At 70.4% G+C, this 26,154-nt stretch carries 17 protein-coding genes; 9 read left to right on the top strand and 8 right to left on the bottom strand.

The window, feature by feature from the left end; translation table 11 throughout:
- The first annotated feature begins 60 nt into the window (after positions 1-60).
- Positions 61-855 (top strand): SDR family NAD(P)-dependent oxidoreductase, encoded by a 795-nt coding sequence (locus OG975_RS41400; RefSeq protein ID WP_406334745.1) that lies wholly within the window; start codon positions 61-63, stop codon positions 853-855.
- Positions 856-892: 37 nt separating this feature from the next.
- Here the strand turns inward: OG975_RS41400 and OG975_RS41395 are convergent, their stop codons facing one another.
- Positions 893-3,559 (bottom strand): ATP-binding protein, encoded by a 2,667-nt coding sequence (locus tag OG975_RS41395; RefSeq protein ID WP_406334743.1) that lies wholly within the window; start codon positions 3,557-3,559, stop codon positions 893-895.
- 259 nt (positions 3,560-3,818) lie between these two features.
- Between OG975_RS41395 and OG975_RS41390 the strand changes: the two genes are divergently transcribed.
- The 3 genes from OG975_RS41390 to OG975_RS41380 all read left to right on the top strand — a co-directional run bounded on the left by OG975_RS41390 (position 3,819) and on the right by OG975_RS41380 (position 7,352).
- On the top strand, positions 3,819-5,105 hold the full coding sequence (locus tag OG975_RS41390; RefSeq protein WP_406334742.1) for an MFS transporter: 1,287 nt from the start codon (positions 3,819-3,821) through the stop codon (positions 5,103-5,105).
- 4 nt (positions 5,106-5,109) lie between these two features.
- On the top strand, positions 5,110-6,264 hold the full coding sequence (locus OG975_RS41385) for an anhydro-N-acetylmuramic acid kinase (RefSeq protein ID WP_406334740.1): 1,155 nt from the start codon (positions 5,110-5,112) through the stop codon (positions 6,262-6,264).
- Between the two features lie 65 nt (positions 6,265-6,329).
- A complete protein-coding gene (locus tag OG975_RS41380; protein WP_406334739.1) occupies positions 6,330-7,352 on the top strand; it encodes a DUF2510 domain-containing protein in 1,023 nt (340 codons plus the stop codon).
- A 207-nt stretch (positions 7,353-7,559) separates the two neighbouring features.
- Here OG975_RS41380 and OG975_RS41375 read toward each other — a convergent pair whose 3' ends face one another.
- Positions 7,560-8,174 carry a TetR/AcrR family transcriptional regulator C-terminal ligand-binding domain-containing protein gene (locus OG975_RS41375; protein ID WP_406334737.1) on the bottom strand — a complete coding sequence of 205 codons (615 nt, stop codon included), beginning with the start codon at positions 8,172-8,174 and terminating at the stop codon, positions 7,560-7,562.
- A 220-nt stretch (positions 8,175-8,394) separates the two neighbouring features.
- On the opposite strand from OG975_RS41375, the gene OG975_RS41370 reads away from it, so the two are divergent.
- Both OG975_RS41370 and OG975_RS41365 read left to right on the top strand, forming a co-directional pair.
- Positions 8,395-9,285 (top strand): phosphatase PAP2 family protein, encoded by an 891-nt coding sequence (locus OG975_RS41370; protein WP_406334735.1) that lies wholly within the window; start codon positions 8,395-8,397, stop codon positions 9,283-9,285.
- Positions 9,282-10,250 carry a hypothetical protein gene (locus tag OG975_RS41365; RefSeq protein WP_406334734.1) on the top strand — a complete coding sequence of 323 codons (969 nt, stop codon included), beginning with the start codon at positions 9,282-9,284 and terminating at the stop codon, positions 10,248-10,250. The genes OG975_RS41370 and OG975_RS41365 overlap by 4 nt, the downstream gene beginning before the upstream one ends.
- A gap of 83 nt (positions 10,251-10,333) precedes the next feature.
- On the opposite strand, the gene OG975_RS41360 is transcribed toward OG975_RS41365, so the two are convergent.
- From OG975_RS41360 to OG975_RS41345, 4 genes are all read right to left on the bottom strand, one after another.
- Positions 10,334-11,191 (bottom strand): phospholipid scramblase-related protein, encoded by an 858-nt coding sequence (locus OG975_RS41360; RefSeq protein ID WP_406334733.1) that lies wholly within the window; start codon positions 11,189-11,191, stop codon positions 10,334-10,336.
- Positions 11,192-11,243: 52 nt separating this feature from the next.
- The gene (locus tag OG975_RS41355; RefSeq protein WP_406334731.1) at positions 11,244-13,295 is read right to left on the bottom strand and encodes a phosphocholine-specific phospholipase C; all 2,052 of its coding nucleotides are present in this window, start codon (positions 13,293-13,295) and stop codon (positions 11,244-11,246) included.
- Between the two features lie 321 nt (positions 13,296-13,616).
- On the bottom strand, positions 13,617-15,020 hold the full coding sequence (locus tag OG975_RS41350) for a HupE/UreJ family protein (RefSeq protein WP_406334730.1): 1,404 nt from the start codon (positions 15,018-15,020) through the stop codon (positions 13,617-13,619).
- Complete coding sequence (locus tag OG975_RS41345) at positions 15,017-16,192, bottom strand: DUF3500 domain-containing protein (RefSeq protein ID WP_406334729.1); 1,176 nt, start codon at positions 16,190-16,192, stop codon at positions 15,017-15,019. Before OG975_RS41345 ends, OG975_RS41350 begins: the two co-directional genes overlap by 4 nt.
- A 613-nt stretch (positions 16,193-16,805) precedes the next feature.
- Here OG975_RS41345 and OG975_RS41340 point away from each other — a divergent pair.
- Together OG975_RS41340 and OG975_RS41335 are read left to right on the top strand one after the other, a co-directional pair.
- The gene (locus tag OG975_RS41340) at positions 16,806-18,749 is read left to right on the top strand and encodes a hypothetical protein (RefSeq protein ID WP_406334728.1); all 1,944 of its coding nucleotides are present in this window, start codon (positions 16,806-16,808) and stop codon (positions 18,747-18,749) included.
- 148 nt (positions 18,750-18,897) lie between these two features.
- Positions 18,898-19,233, top strand: a complete 336-nt coding sequence (locus OG975_RS41335; RefSeq protein WP_406334727.1) for a hypothetical protein — start codon at positions 18,898-18,900, stop codon at positions 19,231-19,233.
- Positions 19,234-19,298: 65 nt separating this feature from the next.
- On the opposite strand, the gene OG975_RS41330 is transcribed toward OG975_RS41335, so the two are convergent.
- Positions 19,299-22,187: an MGH1-like glycoside hydrolase domain-containing protein gene (locus tag OG975_RS41330; protein WP_406334726.1), complete on the bottom strand. Its 2,889-nt coding sequence runs from the start codon at positions 22,185-22,187 to the stop codon at positions 19,299-19,301.
- 593 nt (positions 22,188-22,780) lie between these two features.
- On the opposite strand from OG975_RS41330, the gene OG975_RS41325 reads away from it, so the two are divergent.
- Positions 22,781-24,403 carry a glycoside hydrolase family 76 protein gene (locus OG975_RS41325; protein WP_406336698.1) on the top strand — a complete coding sequence of 541 codons (1,623 nt, stop codon included), beginning with the start codon at positions 22,781-22,783 and terminating at the stop codon, positions 24,401-24,403.
- Positions 24,404-24,481: 78 nt separating this feature from the next.
- On the opposite strand, the gene OG975_RS41320 is transcribed toward OG975_RS41325, so the two are convergent.
- Positions 24,482-26,134 carry a beta-1,3-glucanase family protein gene (locus OG975_RS41320; RefSeq protein ID WP_406334725.1) on the bottom strand — a complete coding sequence of 551 codons (1,653 nt, stop codon included), beginning with the start codon at positions 26,132-26,134 and terminating at the stop codon, positions 24,482-24,484.
- Positions 26,135-26,154: the final 20 nt, after the last annotated feature.

The raw sequence follows: 26,154 nt of genomic DNA, 5'->3' as shown, positions 1-26,154 counted from the left end.
CGGTCACGGCGTGCCTAGGGTGGCAGGAGATCCTCTGCGAACCCTGCGAACGGAGCTCCCGTGCCCACTGTCCTGATCACCGGCGCCACCTCCGGCCTCGGCCGTCACATCGCCTTCGAGCTGGTCCGCTCCGGATACGTCGTCCTCGCGCACGGGCGCGACCGCGAGCGGACAGACCAACTGGTAACGGAGCTGCGGGCGGAGGGCGGCGAGGCCCACGGGTTCGTCGCCGATCTGGCCTCGCTGGCGCGGGTGCGGCGGCTCGCCGAGGAGGTCGCCGCCGCGCACCCCCGTCTCGACGTGCTGGTCAACAACGCGGGAGTGGGCGCGGGGCCGCGCGGTGCGGGCCGTGAGGTGAGCGTCGACGGTCACGAACTGCGGCTCGCGGTGAACTATCTCGCGCCGGTGGCCCTCACCCGGGCACTCCTGCCCACGCTCCGCGCGAGCGCCCCCTCCCGCGTCGTCAACGTCGGCTCGGCCGGCCAGGAGCCCCTGGACTTCGACGACCCGGAACTCACCCGGGGCTACGGCGGCGTATCGGCGTACTGCCGCAGCAAGTTCGCGCTGGCGGCACATACGTTCGCACTGGCCGAGGAGTTGGCGGGGAGCGGTGTCTCGGTGAACGTCCTGCACCCCGCGACCTACATGGACACGGCGATGGTCCGCGAGGCCGGTGTCAGTCCCTGGTCCACCGTCGCGGACGGCGCCGCCGCCGTACTCGCCCTGGTGACACAGGAGTCGGGCACCGGCAGGTACTTCGACGGCACGAGCCCCGCGCGGGCGCACACGGAGGCGTACGACCGCGATGTCCGCAAGCGGCTGGAGGCGACGACGGATCAGCTCCTCGGTCCCTGAACCATGCCGCCCGGCCAAGCGGTCCCGGGGAGACCGCTCAGAGGTTCGCCAGCGCCTCCCTCGCCTGTACCACCAGCCCGTCCGCCCCGCATGAACGCGCCAGCGTCAGGCCCTTGTTGAGCTCCGACGCCGAGCGGGCGAGGACGCCGTGCTCGATGCGGGCCGCCGCGTGTTCGTACTGGCAGGGGGAGGCTTCCAGATAGGTGACCGCCTGGGCGGCCAGCCGTACCGCGCGCTGGCCCGATTCGAGGGCCGCGGCGCAGCGGAGAGCCTCACCGATGGCCGTGTCGGTCCCGAAGCGCTCGGCCTGGCGGCGGGCGTCCGCGGCCAGGGCGGCGGCGCGCGCCGGGTCCTCCGTGGCGAGGGCCCGGGCGAGGTCGACCGACCAGGGGGCGAGCACCGTGTTGTGGTGACCGCGGGCGGTGGCGGCCTTCTCGGCTGCCTCCAGTTCGTTGATGCCGTCCTTCGTGCGGCCGGCGGCGATCAGCAGACGGCCGCGTACGGAACGGGTGTCCGGGAGGACGATCGTGGACGGATACGGCGGTGCGAAGCCGTAGCGTTCGGCGATCTCCGCTGCCTCCTGGACATGGCCGCGGGCGAGCAGCGTGTCGATGAGACCGCAGGTCGCGGACCAGTACAGGGGCAGCCCGCGCCCGACCCGCTCGGCGAGGCGCAGCGATTCGCGCTGGTAGCTCTCCGCGTCGATGAGGCGGCCCCGTCTGCGGTGCGCGAGGCCGAGGTAGGCGTTGGCCAGGGAGAGATGACCGCCGCTCCAGCCGGCCTTCACATAGGCGTGCAGGCCCTCGCTGAACAGGCTCTCGGCCCGGTCGAGCCGGTCGGCGTAGGCGTACGCGCTGCCGAGCATCAGCAGGAGTTCGACGCCCCACTCGGTGTCGGTCCAGCCGAGTCCGGGTGCGAGACGGCCGTTGACGAGGGCGCGGTCGCAGAGCTCGACGACCTCCTCGGCGTTCTCACCGCGTGTCATCGCGTCGAAGCCGCGCAGTATGAGCAGCGCGCGCTCGGAGTTGTCCCGTCCGGTACAGGTGCTGGCGAGTTCGGCGAGACCACGGGAGTGTCCGGAGTGCTCCTCGCCCGCGTGGATGGCCTCCCACATGTAGTGCACGGCCTGCAGCCGCATCCGGGCGGGACCCGGTTCGAGCCGGGCGACCTCCTCGTCGACCGTGCGGACGGCCTCGTCCACCTGGTTGTTGTGGAGCAGCGCCTGGGAGAGCCGGAACACGGCGTCCACGCGCATGGCGTCATCCAGGCCAGGCCTTTCGAGCGCGGCGCGCAGATGGCCGATCGTCGTGGAGGGCGCGGTCAGGAGCGTGGCGCAGCCCAGTTCGTAGAGCACGCGGGCGTGGACCTCTGGCAGCGGAGGCTCGGCCAGTGCCCGCTCCAGACAGCGCCTGGCCGCGTCGGGGGCGCCGACGGCAAGGTGTTCGCGGGCGGCCTCGCGCATCTGCTCGACGAGCTCGGGGTCGTCGTCCGGATGGACTTCGAGGAGATGGCGGGAGGCCGCGGCGGAGCCGCGCCCGGACTCGGTGACCGCCCACGCGGCCTGACCGTGCATCGCGGTGCGCAGGGCGTCCGGGATCGAGCGGTAGACCGCGGTGGCGATCAGCGGGTGCACGAACTCCAGGTCGCCGTCGGGCACTTGACCGTTCACGGGCTCGGTCCTGGCCAGGATGCGGGCGGCGCCCAGCAGTTCGGCGCAGCGATGGGCCTCGTCGTCCTGCATGCCGGCGAGTTGAGCGGCCACGTCGAGGGAGATCCCGGTACCGAGGATCGCGGCCGCCCAGGCGAACCTGGTGGCATCGAGGCCGAGTCCTTCGAGGCGGGCGACGAGTCCGCGGCCGCGGGCCGAGCGGTTGAGCGCGCGCAGTTCGGCGGCCGATCCCTCGCCCGGCTCCAGCTCGCTGTCCTGCACCTTGGCGAGCAGCTCGACGGTCTCGTACGGATTGCCGCCGGTGACCGCCCACACCTCGCGGCAGAACGGCGCGTCGGCGTGCTCCCCGAGCGTGGCGCGGGTCAGCCCGGCGGCCGCGGCCGGTGTGAGCGCGTTCAGCGTGGCGACCGGGCCGGCCGTGGCGGCGACCGCGTCGAGCAGGCGGGCGCTGTCGCCGCTGACCCCGCCGGGGCGGCGGGCCACCACGACGAGGACGGACAGATCGTCGAGACGCTCGGCGAACGCGGCGAGCCAGCGCAGGGTCTCCTGGTCGGCCCAGTGTGCGTCGTCGATGAGCAGCACGAGCGGCCATTCGCGCTTGGCGAGCCGCCGCACCGCGGCGACCAGCCCGTCACAGACACCCTGCGGGTCTTGCTGCCGGTCACCCGGTTCCGCTATGCCGAGGGCGGGGCCGGCGATGTCGTACCAGTCGCCCAGGTATTCGCGTGCCTCCTCGGGCAGCAGCGAGACGAGGGCGGGCTGCAGCAGCTGCCGTACGACATTGAAGGGGACGGACGTGACGGTCTCACCCCCGCGTGCCGACCACACGGCGCAGCCGCTGCTCTCCGCGATCCGGCGTGCCTCGGCCAGGAGCGCGGTCTTGCCGAGGCCCGCCTCGCCGCTGAGTACCAGCAGGCTTCCCGAGGACGCGGAGTCCGCGCGCAGCGCGGCGATCGCCTCCTCGAGTGTGGCGACTTCCTCGTCGCGCTCCCACAGGGAAGCCGAGGCGACCACTCCGGGCCGTGCCTCCGTCATCCCGCTACCTCCCCAGGTCGCCCAAACGACGTACTGGAAACGAGCGTAGCCCCCGGGAAGGCACAGTGGAGGCCGCTCCGGGCAGCTGTTGCCGAGATGAGTGACAGTGAGGTCGCGGAGGCGACGCGGCGAGCCGCCGACCAGCCCCTGTGAAAGTTATTGACAGTCAACAACCCTCGAAATGAAGCTAACTTTCCCCCATCAGTCTCCGCCGCCGGCCGGGACCGCCCGGCCCCGGCACACCCCGGGAGGAACCGGCATGAGCGCCCCCGCGCACGACACGGACCTGCGCGCCGACCGGCCCGGGCACTCCCGAAGAGCCCTGCTGGCGGGCTCCGTGGGCAACCTCATCGAGTGGTACGAGTTCGGGGTCTACGGCTACTTCGCGACGGTCATCGCGGCGCGCTTCTTCACTCCGGAGGGCGGCAGCGAGGTTGAGGGCCTGGTGAAGACGTACGCGTCCTTCGCACTGGCGTTCTTCTTCCGGCCCGTGGGTGCCGCGCTGTTCGGCCGGCTCGGCGACCGGATCGGGCGGCGTCCGGTGCTGATCCTGGTGATCACCCTGATGACGGCCGCGACGACACTGATCGGCGCACTGCCCACCTACGCCACCGTCGGCGCCCTCGCCCCCTGGCTCCTCACCCTCCTCCGGGTGCTCCAAGGGCTGTCCGCGGGCGGGGAGTTCGGGGGCGCGGTCTCGGTGATGACGGAGTTCGCGCCGCCGGGCAGGCGCGGACTGTACGGGTCGTGGCAGTCGTTCACGGTGGCGCTGGGACTGCTCGGCGGTGCGGGGGTCGCCGCACTGCTGGCCACGGTGCTCAGCCCCCAGGAGCTCGAAGCGTGGGGGTGGCGAGTGCCGTTCCTGCTGACGCTGCCGCTCGGCCTCGGTGCGCTGTGGCTGCGCCTGAGACTGGCGGAGTCGCCCGCTTTCACCAGCGAGTCCGAGCGCGTGCGTCCGCCCGGCCGCGAGCTGGCCAGGGCGATCGTTCTCGGTGCCGGGCGCGTCATGGGCTGGGCGGCGGCCGGTTACACGTTCCTGGTCGTGCTCCCCTCGTACCTCCAGAGCACGCTCGACGCCTCCTTCCAGCAGGCGCTGCTCGCCACGGTCCTCGCCAACCTCGGCTTCGCGGCCACCATCATCCCGGCGGGACTGCTCAGCGACCGGATCGGGCGGCGCCCCTTGATGCTCACGGGAGCCGTTCTCGTCACCCTGCTGGCGGTCCCGCTGCTCAATCTCCTTCAGGACAGCGGAACTTCGAACGCCATGAAGGGCGTCGCCGTCTTCGTGGCGGGTGCCGTCGTCGGACTGATGGCGGGGCCCGGTCCCGCGATGCTCTCCGAGATGTTCCCGACGAGCGTCCGGTACACGGGCCTGGGACTCGCCTACGCCCTGTCCAATGCCGTGTTCTCGGGCTGCGCGGGGCTCATCATCACGGAGACCATCAAGCGGACCGGGAGCGTGGACATCCCCGCGTACTACGCGGCGGCGACGTGCGCGGTGAGCGCGCTGGCGCTTTCCACCCTCCGTACGGAGAAAGGGAGTTGAGCAGGTGCGGGTGATCGGCCTGATGTCCGGCACGTCGTACGACGCCATCGACGCGGCGGCCGCCGAGCTGGCCCTCGACGGCGACAGCCTCGTGCTGCGGCCGCTCGGGCTCGTCAGCGAGACGTACGACGACGGGCTGCGTGACACGCTCGCGGCGGCACTGCCCCCGGCCCCCACGAGCCTGGCCGAGGTGTGCCGCCTGGACACCCTCATCGGACAGGCCTTCGCGGCGGCCGCCGTCCGGGCGGACCGCGAACTGTGCGACGGGCAGGGTGAGTTGGTCGCCTCGCACGGCCAGACGGTCTACCACTGGGCACAGGACGGGCAGGTGCGCGGAACCCTCCAGCTCGGGCAGCCCGCCTGGATCGCCGAGGCGACGGGGCTGCCGGTGGTCGCCGACTTCCGCCCGCGGGACATCGCCGCGGGCGGCCAGGGAGCACCGCTGGTGAGCCTGGTCGACCTGCTGTGGCTGCGCGGCAGGCCGGGGACGCCGGTGGCGCTGAACCTCGGCGGCATCGCCAACCTCACCGCGCCGGACGGTACCGCCTTCGACACCGGGCCCGCGTGCGCGCTGCTCGACGCGGCGACGCGGGGACTGAGCGGAGGACGCCTGCACTACGACGTGGACGGGGCCCTGGCCGCCCGCGGCACGGTGCACGAGCCGTTGCTCCAGCGCCTGCTCGCGGAGCCGTACTACGCGCTGCCCGCGCCCAAGACGACCGGCAAGGAGCTGTTCCATCTCGGCTATCTGCGGGACGCGTTGGCGGGTTTCGGGACACTGACCGCCGAGGACGTCATCGCGACCCTCACCCGGCTCACCGCCCGGACGGTCGCGGACGCCGTGCGCGCGGTGCGGGCCACGGAGGTGATCGCCTCCGGTGGCGGCACCCGCAATCCCGTCCTCATGGCGATGCTGGGCGCGGAGCTTCCCGGGGTGGCGCTGCGCACCGCCGACGCGTTGGGGCTGCCCTCGGACGCCAAGGAGGCGTACGCCTTCGCCGTGCTGGGCTTTCTGACGCTGCACGGCCTCGCGGGCACCGATCCGGCGAGCACCGGGGCGAGGCATCCCAGCGTGCTCGGGTCGATCACCCCGGGCCGGGACGGGCTGCGGGTGCCACCGAGGCCGGACCGGGCACCCGTACGGCTCGTGCTGAAGTGACCTGAAGTGAACCGCCGGGGGACCCTCTCATCCGCCTTTCACCCAGGGCTCATACGGTGGGCACCATGACGCAGGTGACTCCTCCCGGCTGGTATCCCGACCCCGGGCAGACAGATGACGCTCCCGCCACCGAACGCTGGTGGGACGGTAAGGCATGGACGGACCAGACCCGCCCCGTCGGGTCGGCCGCCCCATGGGGTCCCCCGGCGCACGCGCCGGCCGCCGGACCGTATCCGGCCCTTCCCCCGGGCTCGCCGCGGCGCGGACTGCGCACCGGCATAGCGGTCGCCGCGGCGATCGCGGTCCTCGCGGGCATCGGCGGCGGCGTGTACGCGCTGACCAAGGACGACGGCAACAGCGGCAACAGCGCCAACGCGCAGAACCCCGGCGGGTTCAACGGCCAGGGCGGACCTGGTGGCGGACAGGGCGGCTCGGGCGCACCGAGCGGCGCACCCAGCGGCGCTCCGAGTGGCGCACCCGGCGGCTCGGGTGGCTCCGGCGGCTCCGACGGCCAGAGCCCGGCGCCCGGTCAGTCGGCGCAGCCGCAGGCCGAGGAGGGTTACGCCACCGACGCGCTCAGCGGCGTCAGCATCCCGGTGCCCGACGGCTGGACCGGCCAGGACGGCACGACCGGCGCCGTGATCGCCACCAAGGACACCTACAAGTGCCCCGGTGACACGTCGGAGAAGTGCCAGCGGGGTGGTGCGTACTCGGCCCCCGCGACGTTGCAGGGCCTGAAGTCCACCACGGCGGAGGCGGCGGCCAAGGAGGACATCTCCAAGAACGCCACGGAGTCGTACGGCAAGGGCTACGGCACGATCTCCTCGCACACCGAGCTCGCCTCCAAGGCGGTCACCGTGGCCGGCGAGAAGGGCTATCTGGTGCGCTGGAAGGTCGTGACGAGCAAGGGCGACGACGGCTATGTCGAGTCGCTCGTCTTCCCCTCCCCCGCCGACACCAAGACGCTCGTCGTCGTCCGCTTCGGTGTCGACGTCAGCTCCAAGGCGCCCAAGCAGTCGGTGATCGACACGATCACCAAGGGCATCAAGGTCGCGTCGGGAGTCAGCGGCAACGGGCAGAACGTGTAGCCCGTACACATGGTCGGTCCGGAGACCCCGGACCGGCACATGGACCCCGGACATGGATCGGCCGGGTGGGGCGCCCCTCCGCTCAAGGGGAACCCCACCCGGCCGGGGGGTGCGCGCCGCCCCCGTCCCCACGGTGCGGCGCGTTACAGGCCGACGTCCGGTCATCCCGCGGACGGCGACCTGAGTCTTAAGTCAGGCCGAGCGGTCTCATTTCAGGCCCAGTGCCGGCAGCACGACCGCCTCCACGAACTGTGTGAGATACGCCGCATCCGCGTACTGGCCCTCCAGCACGGGGCGCACGCGCACTACGCCGAACAGCTGCGCGGGGACGAACTCCAGCGCCGGATGGTCGGCCGCGATCTCACCCCGGTCGACGGCGCGGGCGATGATCTCCTTGACCGCGGCGATCTCGGGCTCGACGAGCGCGTCGCGCAGCGCGTCCTGGAGTTCCCTGTCCTGCATGACGGCATGGCCGAGCGCCTGGAGGAGCTGCGTGTCGCGGCCCGACCAGTCGCCCGCGGCCCGCGCCGCCGCGCGCAGGTCCCCGGCGAGCGAGCCGGTGTCGATCCCCGCGAACCGCGGACAGCGGTTGGCACGCAGCGCGGCGGCCACGAACTGGGGTTTCGTCTTCCACTGGCGGTAGAGCGTGGACTTGCTGCAGCGCGTGCTCGTGGCCACGCCCTCCATGGTCAGCGCCTCGTAACCGCATTCGCGGATCTGTTCGAGCACAGCGTCGTAGAACTCCTGCTCACGCTCGGGCGTGATTTTGGAGCGGCGCGAGGCGACGACCGTCTCCGGTCCGTCCGCGGCCTGCGACGTCATGGCTCTTCTCCTCGCTGAATCCGGCTCGTGTGGTGGCCTGCTTCACACAGTCTAATCGATACGCCAGTGTACCGGTACGGATCCGTATCGGTACACTGGCGTATCGGTACACTGTCGTATCGATGAGCCTTGGACAGGATCTACGTTTCTGTCGAGTGGATCCTGTCCTGGGCTCACCGCGCATCACCCCACGCAAGACCGTCAGCAAGGGGGCCGGGGGATGGATTCCCGAACCGAGCCTGCAGAATCCGCGTCAGAGTCCGCTTCAGAACCGGAGCCGCCCGACGCGGCCATACAAGCGGCGGCGTCACGCGACGCCGCCGCGAAAGCGCACGCGTCGGACACCGCGGCGCGCCCGCCGCTCCTGCGGGAGCTTCTGCTCGTCGTCGGGCTCTTCGCCGTCTACAAGGTCGGCCGGCAGCTGGCCACCGGCCACACCGCCGAGGCCTTCGGCAACGCGCACAAGGTGTGGGACCTGGAGCGGGCCGTGCACCTGCCGGGCGAGGGCGCCGTGCAGACCGCACTGCTGCACAGCGACACCCTCGTGCACATCGCGAACACCTACTACGCGACCGTTCACTTCCCGGCCACCGCGGCCTTCCTGATCTGGCTGTACCTGCGGCGCCCGGCCCACTACGTCTGGGCCCGCCGGGTCCTCGCCGTGGTCACCGCCGCCGCCCTGGTGGGCCACCTCACCTTCCCGCTCGCACCGCCGCGGCTGCTCGCCGAGGCGGGTCTCATCGACACCGGACAGGTGTACGGGCCCACGGTGTACGGGGCGCACCCGGCGACCGACTCGATGGCGAACCAGTTCGCCGCGATGCCGTCGCTGCACTTCGGCTGGGCGCTGATGGTCGCGATCGGCCTGATCGCGGCGACGAAGTCCCGGTGGCGCCGGCTGTGGCTGCTGCATCCGCTGCTCACCCTGGTGGTGATCGTCGGCACCGCGAACCACTACTGGCTCGACGCGATCGTCGCGACCGCCCTGCTCGGCATCGCGCTCGCCGTGATCCACCTGCCGCACCGGACGGTGACGACCGCGGGCCGGGTCCAGGAGCGCGCCGAGGTCCCCGTACAGGAAGTGCCGGAGCTCGTGGGGGCGGGACGATGAGCGCCACTCTCGCCGCCGTCGTCCTGTCACTGTTCTCGGCCGTCGCGTACGCCGCCGCGGCCGTCGCGCAGGAACGGCTCGCCTCCCGGTCGCCCGGCTCGGGCACGCTGGGGATGCTGACCAGGGGGGCCTGGTGGTGGTCGGTCGCGCTGAACGCCTCGGCCGCGCTGCTGCATGTCGCCGCGCTCAAGTACGGCACGCTCACACTGGTGCAGCCGCTCGGTGCGCTCACCCTGGTCGCCGCCGTGCCGCTGGGCGCGCGGGTCGCCGGACGGCGGGTCAGCGCCGTCGAGTGGCGCGGTACCGCGCTCACGCTGATCGGCCTCGCCGCACTGCTCGTCACGGCGTCCGGGCCCGCGCCCGACGACGTGCTGTCGGTGCCTCAGGCGCTCGCCGTCGCCGGCACGACCGCCATGCTGATCGGCGGCCTGTCACGGCCGGGAACGCGGCCGGGGCTGCGGCACGCGACCGCCTCCGGGTTCGCCTCGGGGGTCGCCTCGGCGCTCACACAGACCGTGACAGTGGCCGCGACGGACCGCTCGGACTCGCTGCTGAGCGCCCAAGTGGTCGTGGTGGCACTGCTCGTGGCGGCCTTCGCGGCCGGCGGACTGCTGCTGTCGCAGACCGCGTACCAGGGCGGGCTCGGCGCGCCGCTCGCCGTCGTGACACTCGCCAACCCGGTCGCCGCCGTGGTGATCGGCCTGTCGCTGCTCGGCGAACGCCTTCAGGGCGGCGCGGCGGGCGCGCTGCTGGCGCTCGTGGGAGCGGGGATCGCGGCGTGGGGCGTGGTGACGCTGTCACGGTCGACGCCCGATCCCGACCCCCTGCCCTTGGCCCGGCCCCAGACCCTGGTGGACGACGACCACCCGGTCGCCGCGGTGCTGGCACTGGACGCGGGATCGGCGACGTACGAACCCTCGTTGGTGCCCAAGCAGCCCAACTCGGGCCACCTGACGTCCCTCTAGCGAGCGACCGACGTCCCTGTGGGGAACATGCAAGAAGGGCGGCCGCGGAGATCCGCGACCGCCCTTCCTTCCTCATGTCACCGTCATCCCAGTCCGCGGGAGTCCTGCTTGAGCGCCGTGTCGACGGTCAGCGCCGTCGCCACGACGAGGCTCAGCAGGGGCTCGGGGAGCTGGAAGTGGATCTGCAGAACGTAGTTGTCCGCAGTGGTGAACATCGTCTTGGCGAGGCCTTCCCAGGTCTTGGTGATCCGGGCGACCTCGTTGTCCGCGTGGTCGACGATCGCGAAGTTCCACGCCCGCCAGTTCTCCGCCTTGATCGCGCCGACCTGCTGGCCGTTGACGTTCATGGCGAAGTTGATCTTGCCGATCATGTTCTGCTGGACGATCTCGCCGACGGGCGATCCGTCCGGACGCGACACGATGACCCGCGACTTGAGGAACTTCGCGGGGCGGGTCAGCAGCAGCTGCGGCTGGCCGTGGGCGTCCCGGATCTCCAGCTTGTGGGTCATGAACTGGTCGAGGCTGGAGACGAAGCGCAGGATCTTCTTGAACACGCCCTGCCCGACCTCGGTGACCGAGCCGAGCTGGTTGCCGTTCTGATCCATGACCTTGTACTCGTTGGTCACCTCGATCAGCTTGGCCTTCTGGTTCACCACCAGGACCGGCTCGGTGAACAGCGTGCCGCCGCCGACGCCACTGGGCGCGACGCCGGCCTGCTGCTGCACCTGACTCTGCACGCGCTGGTCGGGGGCCGGGGCGGGCTGCTGGGCGTATGCCTGCTGGGGCTGCTGGGCCTGGTGCGGTACCTGCGGCGCGCCCTGGGCCTGCTGGTCCGCATTCGTGTGGTCGGTCCACTGGGATCCGTCCCAGTAGCGCAGCGTCTGGGGCGCCCCGTGCGGATCCGGGTACCAACCTGCAGGAGTGTTCGAATGCGTGGTCACCGGGGCACACTACCGTGGGATGGCCGGAAAGCAACCGGTAGTTGGGTAACCATCAGGCGGTGACGATCGCCGGGTCGCTGACACCGGGCAGACCGTTCTCGACATGTCCGGCGAACCGGCGCAAGAAGCCCGCGTCCGCGTCGGACACGACGGTCAGGTCGTACCAGCGCCTGCTCGCCCGCAGTTCGACCGTGTGCCGCACGGTCGCGCCCGCCCGTACCTTGAACGACTGCGGCTTTCCGCCATAGCCGTCGGTGAGCTTGAGGTGGACCGTGCCGGAGCCCTTGTTGGTGAGGGTCAGCTCCACATGGCTCCCGACGTGCCGCGCAGTGACCTCGGGTCCGGCCGCCTTGCCGGGGCCCTTGAAGGTGCGCAGGAAGCCGTTCGGTCCGTGCACGGTGAGGTCGTACGAGCCGTTCGAGTACGCCGAGTTCCAGGTGTCCGAGACCGTTTTGCCCGCCTCGGTGGTGTATGTCCAGGGCCCGTCGGTGCGGTTGCCGGAGGTAACGAGGAACACGGCACCCGCCTTGGCGCCGGAGCCGAAGGTGAGTGTGAATGTGCCGGCCGCGGTGTCCGCCGAACCGTCCACCAGGGGCGCGTACTTCAGCGGGCGGGCCGGGCGCGAGCCACGCTCCTGCTTGGGCAGGACGGGGTTGGCCGGCGGGGTGGGCACATAGCTGGGGTGGCGGTCGTGGTCCGGCGGCTGATAGCCGTCGGTGTCCGGCAGCGCGACCGGCTTGGTGTCCTTGCGCGCGAAGTCGAAGGCCGAGCTGAGGTCGCCGCTGATCGCGCGCCGCCAGGGCGAGATGTTGGGCTCGTGCACGCCGAAGCGGCGCTCCATGAACCGGATGATCGAGGTGTGGTCGAGCGTCTCGGAGCAGACGTAACCACCCTTGCTCCAGGGCGAGACGACGAGCATCGGCACCCGCTGGCCGAGCCCGTACGGTCCGGCCGCGCGGCTCGCGTCGCCCTGGTAGAGGTCCGGGCCGACGTCGACGGTGGACTTGCCCTGCGCGGCGGACTGCGGCGGGAACGGCGGCACGAGGTGGTCGAAGAAGCCGTCGTTCTCGTCGTACGTGATGAACAGCGCCGTCTTGCTCCACACCTCGGGGTCGGAGGTCAGCGCGTCCAGGACCTGGGCGATGTACCAGGCGCCGTAGTTCGCGGGCCAGTTGGGATGCTCGGTGAACGCCTCGGGCGCGACGACCCACGAAATCTTGGGCAGCTTCTTGCCCTGGACATCGGCCTTCAGCTGGTCGAAGAAGCCCTCGCCCTTGCGGGCGTCGGTGCCGGTGCGGGCCTTGTCGTACAGCGGGTCGCCCGGCTTGGCGTTGCGGTACTGGTTGAAGTACAGCAGCGAGTTGTCGCCGTAGTTGCCGCGGTACGCGTCCGGGATCCAGCCCCAGGAGCCGTTCGCGTCGAGCCCGTCGCCGACGTCCTGGTAGATCTTCCAGGAGACCCCGGCCGCCTCCAGCCGCTCCGGGTACGTCGTCCAGTCGTAGCCCACCTCGTCGTTGCCGAGGACGGGCCCACCGCCCTTGCCGTCGTTCCCCGTGTAGCCCGTCCACATGTAGTAGCGGTTCGGGTCGGTGGAGCCGATGAACGAGCAGTGGTAGGCGTCGCAGATGGTGAAGGCGTCGGCGAGCGCGTAGTGGAACGGGATGTCCTCGCGCGTCAGGTACGCCATCGTCGTCGACGACTTGGCGGGCACCCATTTGTCGTACTTGCCGTTGTTGAAGGCGGTGTGCCCGTCGCTCCAGCCGTGCGGGAGGTCCTGGATGAACTGCATGCCCAGGTTGTCCGCCTCGGGCCGGAAGGGGAGCACGTCCTTGGTGCCGTCCGACTGGTACCAGACCGACTTGCCGCCCGACGTCGTGGCCGGACGCGGGTCGCCGAAGCCGCGGACGCCTCTCAGCGAGCCGAAGTAGTGATCGAAGGAACGGTTCTCCTGCATCAGGACGACGATGTGCTCGACGTCGTCGATAGTGCCGGAACGGTGGTTGGCCGGGAGCGCGGCGGCGCGCTCGATGCTGTTGGCCAGCGCGGTGAACGCCGCGGTGCCGCCGGCGAGTTGGAGGAATCGGCGCCGATTCACTTGAGGCATGGGTGAGTGACCTCTTGTCCTGACGGGCCCGGTCGGCCGGATGGTGAGGGAACGTGCGCGGTTGGAGTGTTCCAAGAGCACCAAACGTCAGGGAAGGGTCCTGTGGCCCCCATGTGAAACTCGGCGGTACGTGAGACGAACGGTTTCGGACGGATCGTCAGCCGACGGCCGATCGGAAGAACTACGGGCCTGCCCAGGGCGAGCGCGCGCCCCGTTCGCACGCTGGAATCCGCGTTCCCGTTGGGGCCCTGTCGGTGGACAGCTCCGGTTCCCGCCAGGCCGGCGCATACCGGCGCGCTCGCGCGGGCTGTGTGAGAGCACCTATCCGGACACCGCCTCCGTCTCCGCCTCCTGTCGCGCCTGCGGCCGCAGGCGGAGACCGCCGCCCTGTTCGGACGGTGCTCGCCAGCGCGTGGCCAGTGTCCAGCCGACGGCGACGACCGCGGCCAGCGCCAGGGTGGCCAGCATCAGCGTGGTGTGGGATCCGGCACTGTCGGCCGCCCGGGCGATCGAGTTGGGCGCGCCGAGCCGGTCGGCCAGCCAGCCGACGGCCGCCGAGCCGGTGAGCACCGCGCCGCCCACCCGCAGCGCGGGCTGTATCCGCAGCCGCGCGATCACCAGCAGGGTGGGCAGGGCCAGACAGACCAGCAGGAGCTGGACCAGTTCGATGCCCAGGTTGAAGCCGAGGAGGCTGGACACGAGCTGTCCGGTGGACAGATGCATCTCGGCCAGCACGAAGGAGAACGCCATGCCGTGGCCGAGGCCGAAGACTCCGGCCACGACCGCTTCCCGGCCCGGAAACAGGGGGCGGATGGCGTGTACGGCTCCGACGAGGATGCTGGCGGCGATGAACGCCTCGACCGGCCGGCCGGGGATCTCCAGGCGGCCGAGGGCGGTGGCGGCCAGCGCGACGGAGTGGCCGACGGTGAAGGCGAGCGTGATGCGGCCGATGCGCCCGAGCGCGGTGCGGGCGCCGACCAGACCTTCCCAGCGTCGCCCGGTGGCCAGCAGCGGTGCGGGCAGCAGCAGGATGAGCAGGAACAGCAAGTGGTCGGTGCCGGTGAGGATGTGGTCGCCGCCGAGTTCGACCATGGCGACGAAACCGCGCCAGGCGCTGCCCTTGCCGAGGTCGACGGTCAGCGGCGGGACGGTCATGTGCCGGATGTCGAGACGGATGGTGCCGACCTGGGTGGCGCCGTCGCCGGTGACCCGGCCGGCGGCCCAGTCCTGTCGTACCGACACCAGCGTGACGTGGGTGACGACCTGATGGACGATCACGTCGTAGTCGAGCGTGAAGTGCCGTACGTCGGCGCCGGCCGGCGGGGTGAGCACGGCCTTGGCGACCAGCTCGCGGTACGGGCCGGTGGAGGTCTGCTGGGTGCGGCTGAGGCTCAAAGCGCCGATGCCGACCTGCCACGCCTCGCCCTTGAGAGTGGTCGGGCGGATGTGCTTGCCGAGGTAGGTGCGGATGGCCGTGGCCTTGGCGGGCAGGGCCGAAGCTTCGGTGTTGGTCAGGTCGATCCCGCTGGCCGTGGCGAAGTCGCCGACCGGCAGTTCCAGCCTCGCGGTGACGGAGGCCTTGTACACGTCGAGCTGGACCACTGAGTGCGGCATCGGATGCGCGGCGGCCGGCGACGCCCCGAGGAGGAGCGCCGCCGGTACCGCGATCGCGATCCCGGCCACCAGGCGAAGTGCGGTGGTCAGCCAGTTTCGCGGTCGGGTCATGAGAAGGAGAACTCGCTGCCGTAGTCGCGGGTGTGGTCGCGGTACACCGTGTGGTAGTGGACCTTGCCCTGGATGACGAGGCCGTTCTGGCAGACGAACTCGACCCACACGCCGGGACCGTCGATGCGCACGTAGTCGCCCTGGGTGTCGAGGGCGGTGCCGCCGGAGTAGCCGACGTAGGTCTCGTTCAGCTCATGCGCATACGTCTTCATGAGCTTCTTCGCGGTGGCGTCGTCCACGTTGGAGACCCAGGGGTAGATGGCCTTCAGGACCAGCTTCTGCTGCTTGGGCGACAGCTCGCTGACCTTGATGCCTTCCTTGGTCTCCGGGAACTGGCCGTCCTCGCCCGGGCCGAGGAGCACGTCGTTGTACGTCCCGGACAGCTTGGCCGTGGCCAGCTGCTCCGTGCTCAGGCTGCCGGTCAGCGCGAGCATGCCGTTGCGCTGCTCCTCCAGCGGCGTGTACGTGGTGCCGTCGTCGGCGGTCCAGCTGGTGGGCTCGACTCCGATGAAGAAGGGGCTGGCGCCTGCCACCTTGCCCTTCTTGTAGGTGAGGTCCACGGCGAGGTGGTGGCCGCCGAAGTGCAGCTGCCAGGTGCCGTCCGCCGAGGGGGTGCCCAGGAACGCCATGTAGTAGAGGCCGCTGCCGTAGCCGAAGGAGCCGCCCCCGCCGGTGCCGCCGGAGGGCGGGGTGCCCGTCGGGGCGTCGGTGGCCGTGGAGCTCGCGCTCGCCGTGGCGGACGGGTCGGCCGAGGCCGTGCTCGACGCGGCGTCCGATGGCGCCGGCCCCGTCCCCGCGGAGCTGGTGGCCTGCACCGAGGCGAGCACGTCGTCGGCCTTGATGATCTGGGTGATCTGGTCGTACCCGCTGCCCTTGCCGGTACCCGTGGCCACCTTCAGCAGCTGCTGGGCGGCGGCCAGTTGAGTGTCAGTCAGGGAGCCGAGCTCGATGCCGGGACGGCAGGACGAGCCGCACGGCAGGTTCGACCACGCCGTCGCGTTCTCCTCGGTGAGGTCCAGGAGGACCTCCGCCTGCTGGTCGGCATCCAGCGTGTTCAGGAACGCGTTGGCGGCGCTGACCACGGCCTTGGTGCCGGTGGCGTCCTTGTCGACCGGGCGCTTGACACCTGCCGCCGATTTGGTTGTCGACGTATCCGTCGAGGCATTTGCCACGGCAAAGCCACCGCCGACCAGCACAATTGCCGTGGCGGCACCGGCTACGCCCCGCCAAGTCCGTCGCGTGCGTACTCGACGGGTTCTTTCTCTGCTCACAAACCACTCCTTCAATACTGGAATGACGTCCCGGCCACACGGAAAGCACCCGTCAGCCGACTTCAGGGACGGCACATCCGTACAGATAGCGGACATTTCGCATGATTGGAGCGCACGACAGGCGCCCGGTCGGGCGCTTCATGCGATTGTTGACAAGATTATCGACACTCTTACCTAAATCTCAACACCTCGTCAGGAGAACAAAATATCCTTGAGCCACACAGGAAAATTGCGCAAATTCACGGAATTCACTTATGGGTTTGACAGGCTGCTCTTATCGCGTGAATAGATTTTCCTGCTATTGCGGATAACCGGCGGGCAGCAGGCCGGGCGAGCCGGGTGGACCCGTGTCGGTCTGGCCGGGTAATGGCTCGTATCCCCAATGGCCATGCCCCGTCGGCGGATTCACAGGAGCCACCCACTTCTGCGGCTCCACGGTCACTGCTTCACTCCCTCGCACACCGCTCGAAGCCGATCGCCCCATGAACAGCCATGGGGTGCAAGGGAGTTATGCATGTCCAAAGTCACCAACCACACCATGGAGCAGGCCCTCGCGGAGTGCGGCGTGACGATGCGGTCGCGGGTTCGCGCGCTGATCGCCGTCGGGAGCGTCGTCGCGGCACCCGCGCTGCTCGTACCGACCACCGCCCACGCAGCGACACCGGCCGCGGCGGCCCGGCGGAGGAAGACCGTCGCCTCCGGCGAGACCTGGGAGGTCGCCGCGATCACCCGGCTCGACGAACTCGTCCTGGAAGACGGCTCCGTACTCACCGCCCCGGAGGGGTACAGCCTGTCCCTGACCGTGAACGGCGTGGAGACCGGCTCGGTCCTGGACGGCACCTACGGCTGGACGACCGTCATCGCGGCGGGCGTCTACCGGGGCGACGTCGTCCTCACCCCGGCCGCCGAGCACGTGGAGTCCTTCGCCGGCGCCACCTTCCATCTGCGCCAGGCCGTCTACGTCGGCGCCGACGGCGTCGTCACCGAGAACTCGGTGCTGTCGGGCGTGCGGGGTGGTCGCCTCACCGATGCGTACGCGAGGAGTGTCTCGCTGACCTCCACGGGCGAGGCCTTCAACGCCTTCTTCGTCGCCGACGGCGCCTCGTACACCCTCGAGGATCCCCGTATCGCCTTCGACGGCAACGGCCGCCTCGACTTCGCGAGTTACGGCGCCGCCGTCACCGGCGCGGGAGCGGGCACCCGGCTGATCGTGGACGGCGCGGACATCGACAACCGGGGCGCGGTGCGCACCGGCGTCATCGCCCGCGACGGCGCCAACGTGATCGTCAAGAACTCCCGCATCCACACCCGCGAGGGCGTGCTGCCCGACGACTACGAGCCGGGCTTCGGCGCGAACATGATGACGGTGCCCTGGATGCTGGGCCTGTCCGGCAACGTGCGCGCCACCAACGTCCTGGGCAACAACACCACGGCCACCTATCTCAACTCCCGTGTCTCCTCGGAGGCCTGGGGCGTGCTGTCCACGGATTCCGTACGCAACTCTGTGCTGGCCACGGTCAATTCCACCGTCACCATCACCGGCGACTCCGGGTACGGCACGTACGCGGACGGCGGCAGCCAGCAGGACGTCTTCCTCGGCACCCGCTTCGACGTGGCCACCTTCGCCGCCATCTCCACCGGCGGCTCCGTCGCCTTCGCCGACAGCACCCGCGAAGCCGTGGCCGCGCTGAACACCGCGGCGGATCTGCGGCTGAGCGAGCGCGAGTTGGCCGGGATCGACCCGAGGCCGTCGGTCGTGAGCTCGCGCGGGTTCGGCGTGATGTGGCACAGCGGCGACGGCGGCAGGGTGGAGATCAGCGGCGGCACCCGCTTCACCACCGCCGAGACGATGTTCCTCGACAAGGGGAAGCAGATGTCGATCGTCGTGGACGGCTCACAGGGCGCCCGCCTCCACGCGGGCAACGGCGTCCTCGTGCAGATCATGGAGACCGACGACCCCGGCTCCATGACCGGCGTCTACACCGAGCCCACCGGCGACCCGGCCAGGAACACGGGGTTCGACACCACCACGGAGCACACCGCCGACGCCACCGCTTCCTTCACCGACATCTCCCTGACGGGCGACTTCTACAACGCGATGCGCACCGGCAAGAACCTGATCGCCACCTTCCGCCGCAGTCGCGTCGAGGGCGTCATCTCCTCCTCGATGTCGCGGCACGCGGTCTCCACCATCACCTCGGCCGAGTGGCAGCAAATCAACCACGTCACCAACACCCCGAAGCCGGCCATCAACAACGGCGTGATCGTGAAGCTGGGCGCCGGATCGGTCTGGACGGTCACCGGCACGTCGTACCTCACCAAGCTGGTCGTCGACGCCGACGCCTCGGTGCAGGCACCGCCCGGCGAGAGCCTCACCCTCACCGTCGACGGCACCGACACCACCCTCACCCCGGGCACCACCTACACCGGGGCCCTCACGCTCACCGTCGCCCAGTGACCCCCGGACGATCTGGAGACCCCACCACGACGGCACTGCTGGCCTTCGCCCTGACCGCACAGGCCGACGGCCGGTAGCCGGTAGCCGAGCCTCTGAGCCTCCTCAAGTCGCTAGGCAGGCATGGAAGATGACGGTCACGCTGATCCGTATGACTGGAATCGCGGGACTGAGCAAAAAGAACAACTTCGTGCTGGCCATCCGGGACGCGGACGTGGTCGCCGCGGCCCTGCGTCAGGCACTGGCGGAGGCCTCACCACAGGAGCGCCCGGGCCTGGAACGCGCTGTCGGACTCGTCGAGTCCACCGCCGCCGCCACCGAAACCCAGCTGCGCGCCCGCTGGGTCCGCTCCCGGCTGGCCGCCGTCGGTTTCACGGGGGACATCGCCTCGGTGGCGGCGGTGAAGTCGCTGCGCCGGGCGGAACCGAAACTGAGCCTGGTGGCGGCGGTGCAATTGCAGAAGGAGGCAGCGGCCCATCCGGAGTGATCCGGAGTGATCCGGCAGCCTCCGAACACGCGGGGAGGCGGAGGCTGCCGGAGGCGTCGGGCCGCTCAGGATGTGAGGTAGCAGGTCTTGCTCACGCCGGGCAGCGGATCGGTACCGAACGCCGCCGTCGTGCAGCCGGTACCGCCGGTGAACGACTTGTAGAGGAAGCGGCCCCGGGCGCCGTAGGCGACGGTCTGCTGTCCGCTGAAGGCGCACGTGCCGCCTTCGGCGGCGCAGGAGGTCGCGTAGCCTGCCGGGCCGCCGGTGGCGGTGTAGCAGGCTTTCGACTCGCCGGGGATCGGGTCGCCGAACGTGGCGTCGGTGCACGGGGTGTCGCCGGTGGCCGTGAGTGTGGTGAACGCTCCGAAGGCGCCGTACATCACCGGCTGTCCCGCGGCGGCCGAGCAGGTGCCGTTCTGGGACGCGCACTTGGTCCAACCGCCGGCCGGCGCTCCGTCGGGTGGCAGGTAGCAGGACTTGGCGACGCCGTCGATGGGATCGCCGAAGTGGGCGTTGGTGCAGGCGACGGAGCCGTTGGTGACCTGGTGGGCGAAGTTGCCGTTGGCGCCGTAGGCGACGTCACGGTTGTATCCGGGCACGGCGCAGGTGCCTCCCTCCGCCGCGCAGGAGGTGTATCCGGGCGGGCCGCCCGCGTCGGCGACGTAGCAGGACTTGACGAGGTTCGGCGCGGGGTCGCCCTCGAAGGAGGCATTGGTGCAGGCGGTGCTACTGGTCGCTGTCTTGTACGTGTACGTCCCGGCCCCGTAGGCCACCGCACGCGTGCCGCTGAAGGAGCACGTACCGCCCTCGCCCGCGCACCGGGTGAAGCCCGCCCGCAGCGCACCGGTTGCGGGATCGGCGGGTGCCGACGGATTGCCCAGTCCGGTGGCGGTCACGGTGTAGCTGCCCGGGGCGACGCCGGTGAGGTAGACGTAGGTGTCGTCCTGGCTCGCGCCGGTGATTCCCGAGGTGGGTGTGAAGGTTCCGTTGCTCCAGACGACGTTGCCGTTCACGGACACCGAGATGTTGCCGCCTCCGGACTTCGGGACGCCGATGCGGCCGTTGGTGCCGGACGGACTGGTGAGGTGCGCCGAGTAGGTGCCGGCGGCGGGGTCGCGGGACCAGGACGCGTTGATGGCACCCTGGGGCATGGTGATGCGGCCCTCGGCGCTGGTCAGGTCGCCGGGGTGCGGGACGAAGCGGTACGCGCCGGTCGCCGACTCCGGTGCGGTGCCGAGCACGTCGAAGGTGAGCGTCGAGGTGGGCGCGGTGGACCAGCCGTGGGCCAGGCTCATGAACGAACCGCCGTAGGCGAGGCCGCCGTCGGCCTTGATGCCCTCCCAGAAGGTGCTCTTGGTGCCGATGTCGCTGGTCAGCATGTGGCCCCAGGTGCGGCGGATCTGGTCCAGGGCGGTGTAGTCGTCATTGGCGGTGAAGCGGGCGTTCAGCTCCATGCCGCCCACGAAGGGCGACACATTGCCGCCCCACTCGGGGGTGGTGGGGCCGTACGCGCCCCAGCGGGTGCCGAGCTGGGTGATGACGCTCCGCGACTTCGCCGTGGAGTCGGTGAGCCCGTACCAGACGGCGAGCGAGTTGCCGTCCTGCGGGTACAGGCCGCTGGTCGGGTTGTCCTTGTACATGCCCTTCGAAGCGTCCCACAGGCGGGAGTTGGCGGCGGTCTTGATGGCGGCCGCCTTGCCGGTCCAGCTCGCGGCGAGTGCGCCGTCGCCCTCGACCGTGGCCAGGGCGGCGCCGCCCTTGAGCGCGGCGTACAGCAGCGCGTTGGCGGAGATGTTCTCGCCGCCCTGGCCGACCCGGGCCCAGTCCTGGGTGCGGGTCACATTGAGCAGGTTGTTGCCGTCGATCTTGTTGGTGATGAAGGCCATCCCGCGCTTGTAGTCGGCCCATTCGGAGTCCAGCCACGTCCGGTCGGCCGAGTAGGTGTAGTACGTGGACGTGCCCAGCAGCGTCCAGGTGTGGTAGGTGTCCGAGCCGGTGAGGTTGAACGGCGGCCCCGACCAGGGTATTTCGCCCTCCGCCGACTGCGCGTCGTACATCGTGGTGAGCGCGTTGCGGGTCGAGGTGAGGTCGCCCGAGTACGCGTACTGCGTGGGTACGGCGATGCCCATGTCGCCGGGCCACACCGTACGGTCGCGCTTGGCCCCGTCGACCAGGACGGAGTCACCGACACCGACGGTGGCGCTGTTGTCCCACGCCGAGGCCGGCGGGGGCCAGGCGCGGCCCTGGCCGGAGGCGATCGTGTTGAGCTGCACGGTGTAGGCCCCGGCGTACCAGATGCTGTTGAGCAAGTCGTCGCTGGAGGAGAAGTAGTTGGCGTAGTCGGCCGGGTTGGCTTTCCCGGGAGCCGCGGTGAAGTTGAGGCTGACGCCTGTGAGGTCCACCCAGCCCGAGGTGTCGAGGAAGACGGTCAGGTAGCGGAAGCCGCCACGCAGTTGAGCCGTGGGCATCGTGTAGGTGCCGTTGGCGGAGGCTGTGGCGTAGAGGGCCCCGTCCTCACCGTCGCGGCCGCTGCTGCGGTCGCTGTTGTTGCCCGCGTACAGGGACGACTCGCTGAAGGCCAGGCCGACCCGTTGGCCGCTGTCGCTTGCACTACCGAACGACAACGTTGCCAGACCGCCGACCTCCTTGCCGAAGTCGAGAGTGACGGCCGACTGGGAGCCGGAGATCCGCGTCGGCTGTCCGCTGAGGACGTTCTGCGGGTTCGCGACGCTGCCGGATGTCCGGTAGACGGCGGTCGGCTTCAGGGTGCGCGAGGTCGGCGAGTAGTTCAGGGCGTCAAGGGCCGCCTTGTGGACCCCCGTTGCGGTCGTCGCGAAAGGCGCGGCGCCGGCGGACGGCGCGGGTCCCGCGGACAGCGCGGTGGCCGCGATCACGGCGAGGCCGAGCAAGTGGTGCCGACCTGGCGATCTGCTCAGCGGGGGACGACGACGCATGGAAAACCTCCCGGATCGGGTGCGGGAATACAGAAACGCAATTTCTGAAACGATTCAAAACTGTGGCCTACGAAGCCCAGCGACCGATTGGAAAGCTGGATGCACGAGGAGCCTCGCCGAAGTTCCACCGATGATGGGCGCCCGAAAACAGGGTGTCAACCCGTCACGGCCACCCCGAACTGCCCTTGAACAGACTCCCGTTGAGGGCATTGACAGGACCTCGCCAAGCCGGTTCACTGCCTCCGGGACAGGTATGGACCAGTGCTCGATTCCCGCCCGGCTCGGTGAGAGCCGTCGGCCCCAGCCACGCCCGCCGACCGGCGTCCCCCATCGTGAAATCGAGGCGAGTTCCGGTGCCCTTACGACGCTCCGACATCGTTGTCAGATCACGGCTTCTCAGCTTCCTGCTGACGGCCGCGCTCGCGCTCGCGGCACTGGTCCCGGCCGCGACGCCCGCGGCCGCCGCCACCCAGGTGTGCGTACTGGCCTGTGACGCGCTGGACCCCTCACAGGCACGACAGGAAACGTTTCCAGTACCGAACAAGGACCTCAACGGCCGTCGCCTCGAACTGCACGTGTCCGACGCGGACGACATGGCCTGGGCCAGCATCGACAGCGGCGTGACCGGCGACTCGGTGTGGCTGGACCGCTCCTGGGACGGCGGCGCCACCTGGGAGGGACTGCTCGGCAAGGCGAGCATCCCGAGCACCTGGACCGGCACCCTGACGCTGATGTACAACATCACTGATCCCCGCAACCACCGACGCGGGCTCGTGCGGGCCTGCGGCGACGCCGCCGGCGTCGGCTGCACGAACTGGGCCTACCCCACCGTCTGTGACGGCCTCTGCGACGGTACCGGCGCCGGCCAGGCGGCCGGTGACGACCAGCCGGTGCCGTCGACCACCCTCTACGGCCGGACGATCCGGCTGCACGTCGACCAGAAGAACTCCATGGCCTGGGCGACCATCGACACCGGCGGCGCCGGCGACGAGATCTGGCTCGACCGCTCCTGGGACGGCGGCTCGACCTGGCCGGACGGCTCCTCCCTCGGCCGCACCAGCACCCCGTCCGGGGCCACCGGCACCCGTACCGCGATGTACGCCACCCGCGACCCGCGCGGCCTCCTCTACGGCGGCGCGGTCCGCGCCTGCGGCCGGGAGGCAAGCCACAACGAGGGCAGCTGCACGGCATGGGTCAGGCCCGTACCGACCAGGGCGCGCGCGGCGGCGGACACTCTGATGACGTCGTACGACCCCTACAACGGCTGGTGGCCCAGCAGTTGGTGGAACTCGGCCGCCACCCTCACCTCCCTGATCGACTTCGCGAAGACCACCGGCACGCACGACTACGACTGGGTCATCGCGCGCACCTTCGACCGGAACAAGGGCACCTTCGCCGCCGGCGTGCGCAGTTCGGACGCGATCGAAGGCGACTTCATCAGCCGTTCCATCGACGACTCGGGCTGGTGGGCCATCGCCTGGATCGACGCGTACGACTACACGGGCGACTCCCGGTACCTCGACGAGGCCGTCACCATCGCCGACTACGTCCAGCAGTACTGGGATCCCAGCACCTGCGGCGGTGGCGTGTGGTGGGACCGTGAGCGCACCTACAAGAACGCGGTGACGAACGGGCAGTATCTGTGGCTGACCACCGCGCTGCACCAGCGCATCCCGGGCGACACGGTATGGCTCCAGCGGGCGAAGACGTCCGCCGCCTGGTACAAGGCCAGCGGGATGATCAACTCCTCGGGGCTGGTGAACGACGGGCTCTCCTCGGCCTGCGCCAACAACGGCTCCACCGTGTGGAGTTACAACCAGGGGCTGGCGATCGGCGCCTTCACCGAACTGTGGAGGACGACCGGGGACAGTTCGCTGCTGGCCACCGCGCGAACCCTGGCCGACGCCGCCGTCAGCAACCCGACGCTGACCACCGGCGGAGTGCTCACCGAGTCCTGCGACGTCGGCTCGGCGTCCTGCGACGACAACCAGAAGCAGTTCAAGGGCATCTTCATGCGGAACTTCGCCGACCTCGCGACGGCCACCGGCTCCAGCACCTACCGGAGTTACGTCCAGAAGCAGGCGGACACCCTGTGGGCGCAGGACCGCAGCTCCCTCAACGCCCTCGGTGAACGCTGGGCCGGCACCAGCCCCAACCAGACCGACTGGCGTACCCAGGCCGGCGCCCTCGGAGCGCTCACCGCCGCCGCGGGCTGACGACCGGTTCCGGGAGCTGACGGCACACGGGCCACCGACCCGGGCGGGACCGGATGCCGAAGCTCCGGCGCTGTCGGGTCAGGCCGCGAAGGTGAACCAGTGGACGTTGACGAAGTCGGCGGGCTGCCCGCTGGCGAAGGTCAGATAGACCGTGTGCACGCCGGTCACTTTGCTGATGTTCGCGGGGATCGTCACCCAGCTCTGCCAGCCGCCCGTGTTGCCCAGGGAGAAGCTGCCGACCGGGGTGGCCGTGGGGCTGTCCAGCGCGACCTGCACCAGGCCGCTGACCCCACTGGCGGCCCCGGAGGCCACGCGGGCGATGAACTGTGTCGCGCCGCCACTGCCGAAGTCGATGTTCGCGTAGCCGAGCCAGTCCCCGCCGGCGATGTATCCCACGTCGTAGCCGCCGCCGGTGTCGCTGGTGGTCTCGGTGGTGGTGCCGGACTGGCCGGTGTACGAGGCCGCCTGGATGGTGGAGAAGGCGCTGGTCCCACCGGAGGGCGGGGTGGTTCCTCCGCCGCCGTGGACGGCGCTCAGCGTGACGGTCAGCAGAGTGGGGTCGCCGTCGGTGACGAAGCCGGACTGGTCGGTGCCCCCGTTCGGGGTGACGTCGTCGTACGGGAAGGCGTAGCCGCGTCCGTCGGTGGAGGTGGCGTGCACGAGGCGTGCGTAGTGGTTGGTCGGCGAAGTCGTGTAGTAGGTGACGGGGTTCTCTCCGCCCGGCTGATGGGCGTCGGACAGCAGGGTGCTGCGGTTGAGAGCCGCGCTGATACGGGCGGTGAGGGCGCCCATGACGGCCGAGGAGACGTTGAAGGGTCCCGAGTTGCAGCTGAAGATGTCGGCAGCCGACGGCTTCGCGAAGGACCCTGCCGCCGGGAAGGTGAGCAGGCCGCCGGACACCGTTCCGGTGAGGGTGCCCCAGGACGCCTGGGTGTCGACGTACAGCGGGGTGGACGCGTACTTGGCCCAGACCTGGTCGACGTAGGAGGAGTAATACCCGGAGAACAGCGAGGAGTTGCGCACGATGCCGGCGGTGGGACTCAGGGCCCGCAGGTTCTGGCCGCCGGAGGTGACGATCAGCTGGTCCCAGCCCTGGCCGTCGGCGGCGTGTTGCGCGGTCAGCCCGGCGCAGATGGAGTCGAGTCCGCCGGCGGCCAGGCCCGGCACGCTCTGTGTGCCGCCCGAGCCGGTGGTGAGCTTGAGCGCGATGGGCATGGCGGCGAAGTCGACGGCGCTGACGTTGGCGTACAGGACCGAGCTGTTGAAGGTGAACTCGCAGAAATCCCACTGGATGTCGATGTTCGGGTCGGACGAGTTGGTCACCGACGGCTCGACGAGCGCCGGGCCGGGGTTGAGCAGGAACGTCAGCTTCCGGTCGACGGAGAACCACAGCCGGCCGCCGGCTACGCGTGGGATGGTGATCCGCTTGGGGCCGGCGCCCGAGGCGTTCAGCGGGATCGCACAGTCCACCGCGAGCGGGGTGCCGGTCGAGGACGGGGACGATGGGTAGTACGGGGTCTGGCCGTCGGCCCGCAGCAGGTACCAGGCGTTGCCGTTGTCGATCGCCAGGCCGGTGACGTACGCGTAGACCGTGTTGGAGCCGGTGTTGTTCTGCAGGTCGATGCTGAGGGTCGACGCGGTGGCGGAGGCACGGCCGGCCACGCCGGTGAGGATCGCGGGGGCGGCCAGGGCGGCCATGGAGGCTTTGAGAAGGCTTCTGCGAGGCAGCATGGTGTCGGATCTCCCGGGCA

The sequence above is a fragment of the Streptomyces sp. NBC_00203 genome (genome assembly GCF_045206325.1).
GTDB classification, from domain to species: domain Bacteria; phylum Actinomycetota; class Actinomycetes; order Streptomycetales; family Streptomycetaceae; genus Streptomyces; species Streptomyces lutosisoli.
This window is presented reverse-complemented; position numbering and strand designations above follow the sequence as displayed.

What these genes read in the sequence shown, in the direction of transcription:
- OG975_RS41355 (WP_406334731.1), bottom strand. Translation starts at nt 13,295, where the DNA reads ATGCCTCAAGTGAATCGGCGCCGATTCCTCCAACTCGCCGGCGGCACC.
- OG975_RS41320 (WP_406334725.1), bottom strand. Translation starts at nt 26,134, where the DNA reads ATGCTGCCTCGCAGAAGCCTTCTCAAAGCCTCCATGGCCGCCCTGGCC.
- OG975_RS41340 (WP_406334728.1), top strand. Translation starts at nt 16,806, where the DNA reads ATGTCCAAAGTCACCAACCACACCATGGAGCAGGCCCTCGCGGAGTGC.
- OG975_RS41365 (WP_406334734.1), top strand. Translation starts at nt 9,282, where the DNA reads ATGAGCGCCACTCTCGCCGCCGTCGTCCTGTCACTGTTCTCGGCCGTC.
- OG975_RS41335 (WP_406334727.1), top strand. Translation starts at nt 18,898, where the DNA reads ATGACTGGAATCGCGGGACTGAGCAAAAAGAACAACTTCGTGCTGGCC.
- OG975_RS41375 (WP_406334737.1), bottom strand. Translation starts at nt 8,174, where the DNA reads ATGACGTCGCAGGCCGCGGACGGACCGGAGACGGTCGTCGCCTCGCGC.
- OG975_RS41395 (WP_406334743.1), bottom strand. Translation starts at nt 3,559, where the DNA reads ATGACGGAGGCACGGCCCGGAGTGGTCGCCTCGGCTTCCCTGTGGGAG.
- OG975_RS41330 (WP_406334726.1), bottom strand. Translation starts at nt 22,187, where the DNA reads ATGCGTCGTCGTCCCCCGCTGAGCAGATCGCCAGGTCGGCACCACTTG.
- OG975_RS41390 (WP_406334742.1), top strand. Translation starts at nt 3,819, where the DNA reads ATGAGCGCCCCCGCGCACGACACGGACCTGCGCGCCGACCGGCCCGGG.
- OG975_RS41370 (WP_406334735.1), top strand. Translation starts at nt 8,395, where the DNA reads ATGGATTCCCGAACCGAGCCTGCAGAATCCGCGTCAGAGTCCGCTTCA.
- OG975_RS41325 (WP_406336698.1), top strand. Translation starts at nt 22,781, where the DNA reads ATGGCCTGGGCCAGCATCGACAGCGGCGTGACCGGCGACTCGGTGTGG.
- OG975_RS41380 (WP_406334739.1), top strand. Translation starts at nt 6,330, where the DNA reads ATGACGCAGGTGACTCCTCCCGGCTGGTATCCCGACCCCGGGCAGACA.
- OG975_RS41350 (WP_406334730.1), bottom strand. Translation starts at nt 15,020, where the DNA reads ATGACCCGACCGCGAAACTGGCTGACCACCGCACTTCGCCTGGTGGCC.